14 protein-coding genes are annotated in these 14,712 nt (G+C 69.4%); 5 read left to right on the top strand and 9 right to left on the bottom strand.

Annotation, left to right across the window (positions count from 1 at the left end; genetic code table 11):
- Positions 1-2: 2 nt before the first annotated feature.
- Positions 3-305 (bottom strand): hypothetical protein, encoded by a 303-nt coding sequence (locus IPG50_27385; protein MBK6695900.1) that lies wholly within the window; start codon positions 303-305, stop codon positions 3-5.
- 67 nt (positions 306-372) lie between these two features.
- Here IPG50_27385 and IPG50_27380 point away from each other — a divergent pair, with 67 nt between their 5' ends.
- On the top strand, positions 373-1,296 hold the full coding sequence (locus IPG50_27380) for a hypothetical protein (GenBank protein MBK6695899.1): 924 nt from the start codon (positions 373-375) through the stop codon (positions 1,294-1,296).
- Between the two features lie 11 nt (positions 1,297-1,307).
- Here the strand turns inward: IPG50_27380 and IPG50_27375 are convergent, their stop codons facing one another.
- The 5 genes from IPG50_27375 to IPG50_27355 all read right to left on the bottom strand — a co-directional run bounded on the left by IPG50_27375 (position 1,308) and on the right by IPG50_27355 (position 6,891).
- Positions 1,308-2,930 carry a serine/threonine protein kinase gene (locus IPG50_27375; protein ID MBK6695898.1) on the bottom strand — a complete coding sequence of 541 codons (1,623 nt, stop codon included), beginning with the start codon at positions 2,928-2,930 and terminating at the stop codon, positions 1,308-1,310.
- A 2-nt stretch (positions 2,931-2,932) separates the two neighbouring features.
- The gene (locus tag IPG50_27370; GenBank protein MBK6695897.1) at positions 2,933-3,835 is read right to left on the bottom strand and encodes a hypothetical protein; all 903 of its coding nucleotides are present in this window, start codon (positions 3,833-3,835) and stop codon (positions 2,933-2,935) included.
- A gap of 72 nt (positions 3,836-3,907) precedes the next feature.
- Positions 3,908-5,227 (bottom strand): sigma 54-dependent Fis family transcriptional regulator, encoded by a 1,320-nt coding sequence (locus IPG50_27365; GenBank protein MBK6695896.1) that lies wholly within the window; start codon positions 5,225-5,227, stop codon positions 3,908-3,910.
- 24 nt (positions 5,228-5,251) lie between these two features.
- A complete protein-coding gene (locus IPG50_27360) occupies positions 5,252-6,115 on the bottom strand; it encodes a hypothetical protein (protein ID MBK6695895.1) in 864 nt (287 codons plus the stop codon).
- 128 nt (positions 6,116-6,243) lie between these two features.
- Positions 6,244-6,891, bottom strand: a complete 648-nt coding sequence (locus IPG50_27355; protein ID MBK6695894.1) for a hypothetical protein — start codon at positions 6,889-6,891, stop codon at positions 6,244-6,246.
- A gap of 169 nt (positions 6,892-7,060) precedes the next feature.
- On the opposite strand from IPG50_27355, the gene nrfH reads away from it, so the two are divergent.
- Genes nrfH through solA form a run of 4 tightly spaced genes read left to right on the top strand, consistent with a single transcriptional unit; the run spans position 7,061 to position 10,780 of the window.
- Complete coding sequence (gene nrfH, locus IPG50_27350) at positions 7,061-7,633, top strand: cytochrome c nitrite reductase small subunit (GenBank protein MBK6695893.1); 573 nt, start codon at positions 7,061-7,063, stop codon at positions 7,631-7,633.
- A 12-nt stretch (positions 7,634-7,645) separates the two neighbouring features.
- Positions 7,646-9,184: an ammonia-forming cytochrome c nitrite reductase subunit c552 gene (locus IPG50_27345; protein MBK6695892.1), complete on the top strand. Its 1,539-nt coding sequence runs from the start codon at positions 7,646-7,648 to the stop codon at positions 9,182-9,184.
- A 32-nt stretch (positions 9,185-9,216) separates the two neighbouring features.
- The gene (locus IPG50_27340; GenBank protein MBK6695891.1) at positions 9,217-9,606 is read left to right on the top strand and encodes a hypothetical protein; all 390 of its coding nucleotides are present in this window, start codon (positions 9,217-9,219) and stop codon (positions 9,604-9,606) included.
- Positions 9,607-9,646: 40 nt separating this feature from the next.
- Positions 9,647-10,780, top strand: coding sequence for an N-methyl-L-tryptophan oxidase (solA, locus tag IPG50_27335; GenBank protein ID MBK6695890.1), 1,134 nt, complete (start codon positions 9,647-9,649; stop codon positions 10,778-10,780).
- Between the two features lie 70 nt (positions 10,781-10,850).
- Here solA and IPG50_27330 read toward each other — a convergent pair whose 3' ends face one another.
- From IPG50_27330 to IPG50_27320, 3 genes are all read right to left on the bottom strand, one after another.
- A complete protein-coding gene (locus tag IPG50_27330; GenBank protein MBK6695889.1) occupies positions 10,851-11,441 on the bottom strand; it encodes a hypothetical protein in 591 nt (196 codons plus the stop codon).
- Between the two features lie 116 nt (positions 11,442-11,557).
- On the bottom strand, positions 11,558-13,822 hold the full coding sequence (locus IPG50_27325) for a hypothetical protein (GenBank protein ID MBK6695888.1): 2,265 nt from the start codon (positions 13,820-13,822) through the stop codon (positions 11,558-11,560).
- A gap of 155 nt (positions 13,823-13,977) precedes the next feature.
- Entirely contained in the window at positions 13,978-14,685 is a 708-nt protein-coding gene (locus IPG50_27320) for a glutathione S-transferase family protein (protein ID MBK6695887.1), read from the bottom strand.
- Positions 14,686-14,712: the final 27 nt, after the last annotated feature.

Below are 14,712 nucleotides of genomic sequence, written 5' to 3'. Positions count from 1 at the left end.
GGCTACACCAATCGACACGTTTCGCTTGTAGAGCTCGGCGATCTCCTCGAACGAGAGGACCCGATCCCACACGGCGAGTCGTCCATCTCGCCTAGCGGCGCCGTGGCGAGCACACCGCCCAGCCGGAGCGTCGCGAGCGGCCGATAGTTGGGCGCGAGCGCGAATGTCGGCGGCGCCTTCTCAGCGCGAAACGGCACCAGCAGGTTGCCGGCGTCGTCCGCCGTTTGGGCCAGGTAGGCGGCCGCGTCGACGCCGCTGTCGCCGAAAACCTCGCCAAGGGCGTAACGGTAGCGGAGGGCCTGCACGGTCTCCAGCATAGCGGCCTTCAGCTTGCACGCTTGCCCTGCGGCGTTTTCGCGCTACCTGAACGTCGTGCGTGCGCTCGTAGGCTGTCTCCTGCTCGTGACCGCCGGGACAGCGGCGCCTTTCGGCTGCGGACCGCACGAGACCGACGCGTCGCCGCTTGCCTCGGCGAGCGACGTGGACGCGTCGCCGGACGTGCAATCGGCCGCGCCGCCGGACGGGGCCGCCGCGGTCGATGCCGAGGCCGACGCGCTTGCCACGCCGGATGCCGCGCTTGCGCCGCCCGTGAGCGTGGGATTGGGCGTCTCCTACCAACGCGTCGGCGTTGGCAACGCCGTGCTGGTGGTCTACGGCGGCTACACCGCCGAGCTCTCCTGGACCGAGGCTTGGGCGCGCGAGCTCGTGCGCGCATCGCTTGGCGTGCGCGGTGTCGGCCACGTCTACGCGGCGCAGGGGCCGAAGGATGCGAGTTACACCTCCAAGGAGATCGGCAACTCGGGCCTGCGCGCGCACCTCGCGGCGCTGACGCCCGGGGCGTCTTTCATCCTCGTCGTCGCGCACTCGAGCGGCTCGTACGTCGCCCACGAGCTCATGCAGCAACTCGACGCGGCGAACGCCGACGCGGCGCTCAGCAAGCTCGTCTACGCGAACCTCGACGGCGGTGAATCGGGCTTCGACGCAGGCCTCGCGGCCAAGCTGCGTCGCGCCCTGTTCGTCTTTGCCCGGGACCCGTCGCTCGCGAGCGGCCTCTCGGCCAACGCCAGCACGGCCACGGCGCTCGGCGCAAAGTACGCCGCCTTCGGCGGGGCGTTCGAAGTGTTGGTGCCCGGCACCGGCTGCAACTCCGGGGCGAAGTGGTGCCTCCACGACGTCGTCGTCACCCATCGGCCGCACGACCCCGCGACCTTCAACCTGTCGCTCGACTACACGGATTTCCAGAACCGCCCTGTGACGACGGAATACATCGACGCGGTGGCGACCTACCTCATGTGAGAGGCGGCCGGTCAGCGGCCGTCGCCGTAGGGATTGGGCGGGGCGCGATCGGGCGGGCGTGTCGGTGCCGTTCGCGGGCGCGCTCGCGGCGCGGCGCTCCGCACGGGCGGCGTCCCTTGCGGCAGGGCGGACGCCGATGCGGAGACCGCGCTCTCCATGGGTGCTTCGGTGGAGCGTGCTTCGGCGGAGGGGGCTTCGACGGACGTTGAGGGCGAAGGCGGCGGCGCGGCCCCCGCTGCCAAAGTCGATGGCGTCGGCGCCGCCGGTATGGCCACGGCGGGCGCCACGACGGTGCGCGCCTCCTTCTTAGCAACGCCGAGTCCGGCTCCAACGAGCAAGAAGAAAGCGGTCGCTAACGCCGCACGCCGCGCAGTCTTTCCGCGCGGCTCTTTGGCGGCGGCTTCGCTGGTCGGGATGCTTCGCGACGAAACCCCCGTGGCGAACGTCGGAACTCCCGGCGCGTCGCCCGGCGGCGCTTCAGCGTAGGCCTCGCCAACCTCGCCCGTGAAGAGAGGCGCACGAACGGCCGTCTCGCTCGGCTCGCCGACGATCACCGGTACGTCGATGTCGAGGGTGCCCGTGGCATCGGCGCGCCCGACGACGCGCACCGAGCTCTCGCTCTGGGCCGCACTCTTGTGAATGAGGGCGCGACGATGGGCGAGCGCCGGCCCCGCGACCCGGCGCACCGCGGTGGCGACCTCGCCGACCGTCGCGAGCATGCCGGCGGCGCGCGCCGCCGCCTCGATGGCGTCGCCAAACGCGCGCGCGCTCGGCCAACGCGCCGAAGGTGACCGGGCGAGCGAGCGAAGCACGATCTCGTCGAAGGTCGTTCCGAGCGACGGCGTGACCGTCGATGGCGCGACCACCTTGCCGGCCAGCACGTGCCTCAGCGTCTCCACCTCGTTGGCTCCGCGAAAGAGCCTCGTGCCGGTGAACGCTTCCCACGCGACCACGCCGAGCGCGAAGACGTCGCTGCGCACGTCAAAGCGGCCGCCCTCCACGTACTCCGGTGGCATGTACGCCACCTTCCCTTTGAGCGTCCCGGTCGCCGTCTTGCCAACTTGACTGTCGGTGCCCTCCGTCGTCTTCGCGATGCCGAAGTCGCTCACGCGCGCGATGCCGTCGATGCCGATGAGGATGTTCTGCGGCGAGACGTCGCGGTGAACGAGGCCGAGCGGCTCACCCCGTTCACCGGTCGCCGTGTGAGCCGCTTCGAGGCCCTGCGCCGCGTCGAGCAAAATGCGCGCGACGACGCCCGCGGGCAGGCGAGGCGCGCCGGAGCTGAGGGGCGCGAGCTCGGAGAGGGCGGCGCCCTCGACGTAGTCCATGACGAGGAGCAGCTCGCCTTCGAGCAGCTCGACGGCCTGAACGGCGACCACGTTGGGATGGTGGATGCGCGCGGCGATCTTGGCCTCGGCGACGAGCATCTTCGCAAAGGAAGGATCTTCGAGCAGGTGCGCGTGCGCGCGCTTGATGGCGACCTCGCGGGAGAAGCCGGCGGCGCCGGTGCGACGTCCGACGTAGACCGTGGCCATTCCACCGGACGCGATGCGAAGGAGAAGCTCGTATTGCGACGAGCTCGGAAGCTGATCGCGATGCGTGGTGAGCGCACCGACGCGCGGGCCTGCTTCCATGATCAGCGCCGCGCCACCGAGGCTTGCGATGACCACCGCACGAAGAAGACACCAAGCGCCGCCGTGACCGCCGCGAAGGCCGCCGTGCCGATGATGAGCACGTTGGTCCGAGCCTGCGCATCGTGGCCCGCGGCGGCGGCGCTGTTGGTTGGCGCGCGGGCGAACGACGCGTGTTGGTCGAGGGTGTCGAGCCCCGACGCGACCGACGCCGCGCCACCGGCGGCTGTGAGCCCGGCGAGCGTCCAAAACCACACGGGCGACAGCCCCCGACGGGACGACGGTGAGGTCGCTTCCGGTGCCGTCGGCGGCGGTGCCACGACGGCGGTGGATGGGGCCGGCCGCGCAGCAGGGACGGCCAAAGCACGGTCTCTTGTCACGGGAACGACGACCGTGAGGCTCGCGCCGGCGTCCAGCGTGATGGTGCGCCTCTCGGCGGCGACGCCTGCACCGAGCTCGAGCACGTGGGCCCCCGGCAGCGTCCACGCGGGGCCCGCTGCGACCTCCACGCCGTCGAGCCGCGCGGTGCACGTCGGCGCCGCGTCGCCGCACGACACGACGACGCGCGCGACGCGGCCGGCGAAGCGCGCAGCCACCGACTCTCGTACGTCGCTCAACGCGTCGCGGGCCCGCGCCCGCTCGACGAGGTTCATGCATAGGACAGCGTCTTCGACGCGAGCGCAGCTGACGAGCGCGAGCCTGAGCGCGGTCTCGTTGGGCGCGAGCGTGTCGGCGCGCGCGAAGGCAGGCCCGGCGACGCCGAAGTCGCCGGCGTCGTAGGCCTGCGCGCCGGCGCGATAGCTCACGCGAGCCTCCGAGAGGCGCGGATCTTCCGCGCGCGCGTCGCTGGTCCATGCGCCGAGCCCAAAGGCCAAGGCGGCCCAGCGGAGCGAGCGAGCGGCGGACATTGCCGTCAGGATAACAAGGTGGAGCGCGCGGGGCCCGCCGAAACCCTGTAAATCAGGCCCGAGGGCTCGGCTTCAGGCCTTCGCGAGGCCAAATTTTACGAGCAGCTTCCCGAGGTAGGTTCGATCCAGCCCCGCCACGCGCGATGCCGCGCTCTGGTTGCCGCCGGTGCGCGCCATGAGCGCCTGGAGGTAGGCGCGCGTGAAGCGGTCCGCGAGGTCGTCCTTCTGATCCGCGTAGGGGCGCGACGGGTCGACGAAGTCGGCGATCGCCGAGTCGATGGATGTCGGGTGCACCGAACGCTCCGTCGGCAGCGCGCCCAGCGCGCCGTAGGCCTGAATGGCGTTTCGGAGCTCTCGCACGTTGCCGGGCCACGCGCGGTTCTTCAGCGCCTCCAAAACCGGCGCAGGAAGCGCGCCAACGCCGAGGCTCTCGGCGAGCACCTTGACGATGGCTTCGATGTCGGCGGGGCGTTCGCGAAGCGGAGGGATAGCGAGCGTCACCACGGCGAGGCGGTAGAAGAGATCCTCGCGGAAGCGACCCGCGCTGCTATCGACCGCGAGGTCTCGGTTCGTCGCCGCGACCACTCGCGCACGCACGACGTGGGTCGCGTCGGCGCCGACGGGCCGCACCTCGCCCGTTTCGAGCGCTCGCAGGAGCACCGGCTGAACGTCGATGGGGAGCTCGCCGACTTCGTCGAGAAAGAGCGTGCCGCCGTCGGCGGCGTCGAAGGCCCCTCGGCGATGGTCGGTCGCTCCCGTGAAGGCGCCGCGCCTGTGACCGAAGAGCTCGCTCGCGACGAGATCCCTCGGAATGGCGCCGCAGTTTACGGCGACGAAGGGGCCGGCCTTCACGCTTGAGCCATCGTGGAGCGCGCGCGCGACGAGCTCCTTGCCCACGCCTGATTCGCCGAGCACGAGCACCGGCACGAGCGAGCCTTCGAGCCGCGAGAGCGACGCGAAGATGCGGCGCATGCTCGGCGTCGCGCCGACGATGCCGCGGTACTCGTCGCCTTCGAAGGCCAGCCCGTCGAGGCCTTCCGTGTCGGCGTCGAGCGCCACCGTCACGGCGCCGACGGTGATGCGCGCGCCGAGCGAGAGGGTGACGCGCTCGACGCGCTGACCGAGGTAGAACGTGCCGTTGCGGCTCCCCTTGTCGGTGAGGCGTACGCCCTCCGGCACGATCTCGAGTTCGACGTGCTGCCGCGAGACGGTCTTTTCGTCGATGACGATGGCGCAGCCGGCGCCAGCGCCGATCAAGCACTTCCCCGATGCGAGGCGCATCTTCGAGGGCTTGGCTGGCGCGCCAAGGACCCGAATGAAGGCCCCGAGGGGACGGGGCGGCGCACCACGAACGATGGTCGCCGTCCCGTCACTCTTCTTGGAGGGGCTCACCCCCGCGAGTCTATCAAAGGCGGATCAGGGCTTCTGCGGATCCTTGTTCGCGTCGGGCGGCGGCTGCGTGGGTGCCCCAGCACAACAGGTGACCTCCGCCAAGCGAGCCATTCCGTCGGTCTGATCCAGGTTCGCTTCCTGGCACGGTACGGTGACCGCGATGTTGCTCATGGTGAGCCCGCGTTGTGCGCACGCCGCCTCCGCCTTGTCGAAGAGCACTTGCTTGGAGAGGCACGTCACCTTGTCGCCGACGGAGATCGACAGGCATGCCTGCGGGGGCGGTTGCGGGGGCGGCGTCGGACCGGGGCAGCAGATGGCCACCGAAGCTCCGTTCGCGCCCTCCTCGAGCCCCGTCAGCGTGAGCTGCTTGCCGTCGCAGACGCGGGCTGCATCGCCTTTCGGATCGGTGCCGCCCGTTTGCGGTTTGTCGATCGGCATCCGGATGCACGGATTGGGCGGCGGCACAGCGGCGCAGCAGGTGAATTTCACGGTCTGATACGAGGCGTTGCCGTCGGGCGGCAGAGGCTGTCCCGGCTTGTCGCTCGGGTCTGTGGGTTGACCGTCTTGCCCGATGGGGTTGGTGACGCCGCATGCGGCCGAGAAGGTGGTGCTCGTGAGCGTGGTGCCCTGCGCCGCGCAAGCGGCCCCAGCGATCTGGGACCAGGCGTGCGCGCCGAGGCAAGCGGTCGCCGTCAGCGACACGTCGGAGCAGGTTCCACCGGGGCTGGGCGGCTGCGTGGGCACGCACTGGCTCGGGTCGAGCTTGCACTTGTCGTTGTCATCGCCGAAAAGGCGCTGCCCCGAACTCGAGCTTGTGGGCTCGGACGAACCGCAGGCCACCGCGGCGGAGGCGAAGACGACGAGAGCGAGAGCGGGAATGCGCGACATGAGTGACCTCCTCGGGGAATGAGGACACTGTCGCAACGGCCGTGCCGCTCGAATTCAGCCGAGATCTCGCCGGTCCATGGCGGGCGCGTCGGCCTCGACTCCGCACCCTGCGGAGTCGACTCCGCAGTTCAGTTGCAGAAGACGACGGCGCCGGCGCATTTGCCGTTGTTGATGTCGCCTTGCGGGCAGAACTGCTTCTTCAAGCAGGCACAGTCGCCCAGGCACGACGGGTCGAGCTCGCAGCGGTCCACCATCGCGTGCTCACGGGCTCGGTCCTCCACCGCGACGCCGCCGTCGCCTTGGCACCGCACGAAGCCCACCGTTGCCTCGCCCTTGCCAGGCTGCGCGGGGCAATCGGTCCCGAGGTCCACCCCGTTCGCGAGCGGCGTGCACGGCTGATCGTAGAGCACGCCATCGCAACCGCAGTAGAGCGCGGGCGGGAGCTTGTTTGGCGCGCAGTAGTCCATCGAGCTTTGGCGCGACGCGCACGTCCCCGCCTGACCGGACTTGCCGCAGTCGAAGGCCGCGAAGGTGCAGAGGTCGGTCGGCGCGCAGTCGGCGTTGCTGCGGCAGCCGGTGGAGGCGTCTCGTTGTGTCGGGTCCGTCGGGACTGTGGTCCCGCTATCGGAAGACACGGGCGGGGTCGCCCCGTCCTGTCCAGCGTCCAGCGAAGCGTCGCCACGCCCGGAAGTCGACGCAGGCACCGTCCAATCGAGCGAGCACCCCAAGGAAACGGCTGACGTCAGCGCCGCAAAGCGAAGGAGGCGACCACGCACCAGCGGAGTGTACCGCATGCGCCGGCGGGAGCCGCGGCTCGCGTCAGCGAATTGAACGTCCGCGTCGGCCGCAAGCACACGCGTCTTCCGCAACTGTCGCGATTCTGGACGCACCCCCCCCCTCGGGTGTTAAAGAAGGTCCGCTTGGGCGCGCCCCAGGCGAACGACCATGAGCCTTCGCGGACGATTCAGCCAAAGCGCGAGCGCAAAGCTGCTCCTCGTGGCCGGGATCACGCAGGGGCTCGCTCTCGGTGTCGGCGCCTACACGTTCCGCTACGCCAAGGGGCTCTCGTATTTCAAGACAGACCCGGCGGCCTGCGCCAACTGCCACATCATGCAGAGCCAATACGACGGGTGGCAGAAGTCGAGCCACCACACGGCCGCCAAATGCGTCGACTGTCACCTGCCGCACGAGTTCTTCGCCAAATACCTCGCCAAGGCCGAGAACGGTTGGCGCCACGGGAAGGAATTTTCCCTCGACACGTTCGCGGAGCCCATCGCACTCAAGCCGCGAAGCTCCGAGATTCTTCAAGCCAACTGCCGCAGATGCCATGGCTCGTTGGTCGAAGCCGTAGCGGGAAGCACGTCCGAGTCTCCCGTGGGGACGTGCGTGCATTGCCACCAGAGCGTAGGGCACGGCACGCGCGCTGCGCTCGGCGGTCCGCTGCGTGCGCGCGAGCTAGCCCACATGAAGGTCGCACCGCCTAACCCGACCGCACCCCTACCGCCTTCGTCCAAGTAAGCGAGTCCGCCCATGCCCGATCCCTCATCGTCCTTCTGGAACAGCCGCGGCGCCGTCGTCGCCGTCATTGTTGCGTCCGCCGCCGTTGGCGTCGGTGTCACAGCGCTCTTGACGAACATCTTCGAAAAGAAGGTCGAGCAGCAGCAGGCGCACGTCCGCGTCGTCGACGTCGGCGAGGACGATACGGACGCGGAGAAGTGGGGACGCAACTGGCCGGCCCAATACGATGGCTACAAGCGGACCGCGATTCACACGAGCACGCGCTTCGGCGGCCACGCGGGGAGCGAAGCGTTGCCGGAGCAGAAGATTGACCGAGAGCCTTGGCTCAAACGAATGTTTCTCGGCTACGCCTTCTCGATCGACTACCGCGATCGTCGCGGCCACGCGTACATGCTCACCGACCAAGAGGGCACCAAACGCCTCACGAAGCCCCAGTCGGGCTCGTGCCTCCATTGCCATGCGTCAGTCATGCCCCTCTATCGCGAGCTTGGGCAGGGCGACGCCATGAAGGGCTTCGAGCAGACGTTCAAGTTCAGCTACCAAGACCTCGACAAGAAGCTCCACGACAGCGGCCACGCGCACCCCGTGAGCTGCGTCGACTGCCACGACCCCAAGACGATGGCCCTTCGCGTGACGCGACCCGGCTTCATCAAGGGCATCGCCGCCCTCGCGGCCTCTGACGCCCCGACGCCCGGTATGCCCAGCATCGCCGAGTGGCGAGCTGCCAAGCGCGGCGGCGCGTACGATCCGAATCGAGAGGCGACCCGCAACGAGCTCCGTTCCTTCGTCTGCGGACAGTGTCACGTCGAGTACTACTGCTCGACCAAGATGCCGCTCACTTTCCCCTGGGGCAAAGGTCTCAAGGCGGAGGACGCGGAGGCGTTTTGGAACGAAACCAAGTTCGCCGACGGCGCGACCTTCAGCGACTACACGCACAAGGAGACCGAGGCGCCGATCCTCAAGGCGCAGCACCCCGAGTTCGAGCTGTGGAGCCAGGGTATTCACGCTCAAAGCGGCGTGTCCTGCGCCGACTGCCACATGCCATACATGCGAGAAGGCGCCAGCAAGGTGAGCGATCACTGGGTGCGCAGCCCGCTGCTCAACGTCAACCGCGCGTGCCAGACCTGCCACCGCTTCGGTGAAGACGAAATGAAGCGCCGCGTCGACATCATCCAGGGCCGCACCTACGACCTCATGAAGCGCGGCGGGACGGCCATCGTCGACCTCATCGACGCCATCGTCCGCGCCAAGGCCCAGGGCGTGGCGCCCGACGCGCTCAAGGCGGCCCAGGCGCTTCAACGCAAGGCGCAGTGGCGCCTCGACTTCATCGCCGCGGAAAACAGCATGGGCTTCCACGCGCCCCAGGAAGCCGCACGCGTCTTGGCCGAGGCCATCGACTTCGCGCGCCAGGGGCAGCTCGCGTTAGGCGCGGTGCCAGCGGCGCCGTCCGTGGTGTCGTCACCGAGCGACGCGGGCACAGACGCCAGCGGTCCGCCAGCAGCGAAGGCGCCGAAGGCTGGAGCGTCAGAGCCGCTCCAGGATCGTCGTTGATGGCAACGGCGCGAGCAAAGCAGGGGGCCTGAGTGTCGCTCGGCGCCGGCGAGGGGCTGATCATCGCGTTGCTCCTTGCCCTGACGCTCGGGGTCCAGGCCGGCGTCACCCTTGTCCTCTTCTCCTGGGCGCGGCGCGTTGCGGCTCGGCGTCCAACACCCTGGTTGCTCCGTCTCCGTTACCTCCCCGTGGCCGGCTTCGTCGCGTTCGTTCTTGCGGGCGGCGCTGCTGGCTTCTTTCTGATCCGCGCATTCGCCGCGGCCGCGGCCGCTCACCCCGAGGACAAGGCACGCACCCTCGCTGAGGCGATCTCGGCGGCGATGAACGCAGCGGTCCTCCTGGGAGCGCTCTCGTGGCTGTTCTACGGCGGCAGCGTCGTGGCGTCGCTCGTAGGCAGTCGCCGCGGGGACGCTGACCGCTGATGCCAGACGCGGTGTGCCGGCCCGTGCGACGATGACGCCCATGCCCACCTACGACGTGATCGTCGCCGGCGTCGGCGCCATGGGGTCGGCCACGTTGTGGCAGCTCGCGCGCAGGAAGAAGAAGGTGCTCGGCCTCGAGCGCTTCGACATCCCTCACGCGATGGGCTCCTCGCATGGCACCAACCGCATCATTCGCCTCGCGTATTTCGAGCACCCCTCGTACGTGCCGCTCCTTCGGCGCGCCTACGAGCTCTGGCGAGAAACGGAGCAACGCTTCGGCGAGCAGCTCCTCTACGTGACCGGCGGCATCGACGCTGGTGCGGAGACGAGCCGCGTCGTGACCGGTTCGCTGGAAGCTTGCAAGGTGCACGGACTCGCGCACGAGCTGCTCTCGGCGAAGGAGCTCGCGAAGCGGTATCCGGCGTACCAGCTCCCGGAGGGTCACCTCGCCAATGTGCAGCCCGACGCGGGCTTCGTCCTTTCCGAGCGCGCCATCGTGGCGCACGCGAGCATGGCGATGGCGGAGGGCGCGGAGATTCGCGCGCGCGAAGCCATCACGAGCTGGGCGCCGACGGCCGGCGGCGGCGTTCGCGTGACGACCACGCGAGGCGTCTACGAGGCGGCGCGGCTCGTCCTATCGACGGGCGCGTGGATGGCGGAGCACGTTCCGGCGCTGGCCGAGAAGGCGGTGCCCGAGCGGCAAGTCCTCGGCTGGTTTCAACCGAAGGCGCCGGAGCTCTTTCGCCTCGGCGCGTTTCCCGTGTCGGTCGTCGAGCTCTCCGGGATTCACACCTACCAATTCCCTGTCTTCGGCGTCCCCGGCTTCAAGATCGGCGTCTACCACCACAGGTACGAGCGTGGACCCGCAGACTCGCTCTCGCGCGAGCCAACCGACGAAGACGAAGCGACCCTCCGCCACGCCCTGCGAGCGCTCTTTCCCGCAGCCGACGGGCCGACGCTTGCGCTCAAGGCGTGCCTCTTCACGAACACGCCCGATGAACACTTCGTGGTCGATACGCTGCCAGGCCTGCCGCAGGTCGTTGTGGCGTCACCGTGCTCCGGGCACGGCTTCAAGTTCGCGAGTGTCATCGGCGAGGTGCTGGCGGACCTCGCGACGACCGGCTCGACGCGGCACGATCTGTCGCTCTTTGGGCTTGGAAGGTTCGGCTCGTAGGCCCGTCGGCGCGGAAGGTGCGGCGCTCGCCGCTGTGGTCGCCGCGTCGCGCGCGCTTCCGCGCCGGGCTTCACGGTGTCAGAGGGCCCATCTCGCAAACGATGACCTTCGTGGACCCGCATGACGTGGCCTGCCGCGGCCCCGACTTTGCGGCTGCTAGGCAACCGCCGTCCGATGATGGCTCCCCCGACTGCCAGTTGGAAAAAATGAACGGCTCCCCCGTGTTCCACTGCCAGGTTGCGCCGCCATCGAAGCCCATGGCGCCCAGCGCGATCGGGGTGCCGGGGATCAGCTGATTGACTTGGATCAACTCGCTTGCGCACGTCACCGTCGCGAGGTAGCCGCCCGCGTCCTTGCAAAACCACACGCCTTCGCTAGGACGGAGGTTGCCGCCGCCCTCGGGGATGAAATAGCAGCGGCCGAACCAAGGCGTGACGCCCGTCGGGCACGCGGTCGCATTGCCTTCGGGTGGGCAGCCCAGTCCGGTATCGGCCCGGGGCCTGTCGCCATCGGTGTTGTCCGGCGCGTCCGTGGCAGACGCATCGGTGGCCGGCGCCGCTTCAGCTATCGCGACCGGGCCCGTCTCCGCGCCGATCGGCGGCTCCGTCTCCGCTCCGTTGGGCGGCGCCGCGTCTGCCGAGACATCGTCCGTGCCGCTCAAGAGTGCCTGGCAACCAAACGCGCAGGCCACCAGTCCGCCGGCGGCCTCATCCTTGCGGTCTATCGGCGCGCACGTCGAAGGCGATAGGGGATATCGGCGAAGCGCCGCGCGCCGCGTCAAGGAAGCTCGGCGGTCCCGTCGTTGACGTCGAGACCCGCACCGAGGTCCTTCGACTCGGGACGACCCGATGTGGGGCCGGCCCAAGACGTCCCGTCGCGCGTCGCGGCCTTCGCCTGCACTGTGTAGGTGTCGCTGCCGCCGACGTCGAGGAAGAGGCCGTAGGTTGGCCAGCCGCCCCGGTTGAGCGACGGATCGGAGCCCATGGCGGCGCCGTAACACCGTCCGCCAAGCGAGTCGGTCTCGCCGCGGTAGGTGTCGTCGCCGCCGATGTTCAAGAAGACCCCGATGCCGTTGTCGTTGCCGGCGCCGAGGCCGAGCACGTTGGCGCGCACCTTGTCGTTGCCGCCGAGGTCGATGAGGAACGCCACGCCAAAGTCGTGACCGACGCCGGGCCCCGTGGCCGTGGGCGGAAGCTCTTGGTTGATCTCGTCGTCGCCGCCTTCATCGAGGAGCACGGCGTGGGCGAAGTGCGCCGTCGTGGCCTGCGTGTAATAGAAGTCGTCGTAGCGATCGTTGCCGGCGCGATCGAGCAGGAGCCCGGTCCCGAACCAGTAGCCGCTCGCCTGCGAGGCCACCGACGCGCGGTAGCGATCGTTGCCGGCGTAGTCGCGCAAGACACCAATGCCGCCGCTCATGTAGTGCTCGGTCGCGTCGTCGCGGCGTCCATAGCCGACCCCTTGGGAGAAGCTCTGGTTGCCGCGGCCCGGGATCTGCGGCGTCCAGTAGAGCGGGTCGCCCCCGAAGGCCGGATCGCCGACGTCGGCGAGGTATTCGTCGTCGCCGTCTTTGTCGACGAGCGCTCCGAAGCCGCGCACGTAGCCGAAGCCCTGCGACGTGTAATAGGTGCGGCGCACATCTTTGCCGCTCACGTCGATGGAGAGGCCGATGCCGAACATCGCGGAGCCCTGTCCGAGCGCCTCAACCTCGTAGACGTCGTCGCCGCCGGCGTCGTACAGCACGCCGACGCCGAGGCCGCCAAAGCCCTGGGACATGCGGAGCGAGCGATAGGTATCGCCTTCCGTGCCGAGGTCAAACAGCATGCCCACGCCCAAGAGCCCCGCGCCTTGCCTGGGTGTCGTCGAGAGCGATACCGGACCGTCGTCGTTCTTTGGAACATCGACCGGCGTGTAGCGACCGGCTGCGTCGGAGGGGAGCCGCGCGCCGTCTTTTGCGTTGGGCACCTCGTCGTAGCCGTAGCGATCCTTGCCGCCGAGATCGATCGCAACGGACACGGCCTTGCCGTTCTGCGGCGCGCCGGCCGGGATCCGGTAGGTGTCGTCGCCGCCCGTGTCGAGCACCAACAGGACGTCGCTGCCGATGGCGGCGTCGTTCGGGGAATACGTGTGCTTTGCACCATCGCGCAGCACGATGCTGCCGAGCGGCGTCGGCACGGTGACCTCGAAGCCGGTGACGTCGCGAAAGCGCGTCAGGTTGGCCGACTCGACGGCGAGCGCGAGGCGCGCTGCGTAGGTGGCCATGGCGCCGGTGTCGAAGTCTCGCAGCGCGTCGCGAACCCGAGCGCCGCCGACGTTGAAGGCCTTCCCGCGGACCACGAGCTGGCTCACCTTGAGGAGTTCGGTCTTGAGATCCGCGTAGGGGCCGAGCGCCTTGGCCTGCGCTGCCGGGCCTTCGCCGAGGATGCGCACGATGGGCGAGAGGGCTCGCTGCAGCTCGAGCGGCACCGCTGCCACGCCGGCCGTCAAGGCGTCGTCGTCGGCGTCCGCGCCGGCTCCGCGCAAGAGATCCGCGATGGCTCGCGCCAACGGCGCCGCCTCGGTTGCCGGGCCCACGAGCTCGGCGCCGGGATCGCACGCCTCAGCGACCGGCTTGCCGAGGCGCGCTTGTGCGAGCGCGATGGCTTCTGCGACGGGTCGTTCGGAGGCGGCGGCGAGGTCGAGATCGGCGCCGAGGTTCTTGGCGAAGCCCGGCAAGAGGAGCGGATGGTCGTGGATCTCGTCAACGTACGAGAGGCGGTAGGCGTCCTTCGTGAAGGTGAAGGCATCGCGCCAGGTCGGCGGGTAGGTCAGCGTGCAGCGGTCCTTGCCTAACTTGGCCAGCGCTTCGTCGAGGCGGTCCGGTGCTTGAGGTTTGGCGACGCAACCTTGGGCGTCCAGCTTCGGCACGCCGGCGGTGAACGCGCTCACGCACTTCGGTGCGCCGAGGCCCGTCGGCGAAGCGCCTTCCGTCGAGGCGTCGGCCGTGGACGCCGTGGCCGTCGCGTTCGTCGTCGAGCCTTCACTGGAGCAAGCCGCGGGGACCACGGCGATCGAAATAAGCGCGAGAACGACCGCGCGACGGGATTTCAGCATCTCGCGCGCACCATTGTCGGTGGCGCCGGCCACGCAAGGCGCCGTCCGGAATAGTCCGTGGTGTTGTCCGTCGCCTCGAGGGCTCCCGCCGCCCGGAGCGGCTCGACCTACAGCGCGTCCGTCTCGGCGATCGTCTGCGTCTCGGCCTCTGCGGCCCGCTCCCATTCGCGGAAGGCCGCGTCTTCGAGCACCGCCGCGCAATACGCCGCTGCCGCGCCCTCGAGGGGGACGCCGTACGTTCGAAGGCGCGTACACACCGGCGCGAACATCGCGTCGACGGCCGTCCGCGCGCCAAACAGAAACGGCCCGCCCGCAGGCGCGCCAAAGTCACGGCGCGTCGCCGTGAAGATGTCGACGACGCGCGCGAGATCGGCGCGCGTGTCGCCGGGCCAGTCGCGAGGCGTCGTGCGTCGCCGGATGTTCATTCCGAGGTCGCGGCGCAACGCGCCGAAGCTCGAGTGCATCTCGCACGCAAGGGAGCGACAGACGGCGCGCGCCATCGGCTCGTCGGGCCAGAGCTTGCCCTGTCGCGACACCTCGGCGGCCCACTCGATGATCGCGAGTGAATCCCAGATGCGCGTCTCGCCGACGTGGAGCGCGGGGACGCGTCCCGACGGGCTCAAGGCCAAAACTTCCGGGATCTGTGACTTGCCGTAGCCCGGACCTCCCAGGAACACGACGCGCTCGTCAAAGGGAATTCCCGCCCACTTGAGGGCGAGCCACGGCCGGAGCGACCACGACGAGTAGTTCTTGTTGCCGATGACGAGGAGGGGCTGGAGTTGAGGCGAGGACACGTGAGAGGACGCGGGGCTCATGCTTCGCGCAGCATCGCCCACAACGAA

This window comes from Myxococcales bacterium (assembly GCA_016703425.1).
Taxonomy (GTDB): Bacteria; Myxococcota_A; Polyangia; order Polyangiales; family Polyangiaceae; genus JADJCA01.
The sequence above is the reverse complement of the archived record's forward strand: the minus strand, read 5'-3'. Positions and strand labels throughout refer to the sequence as shown.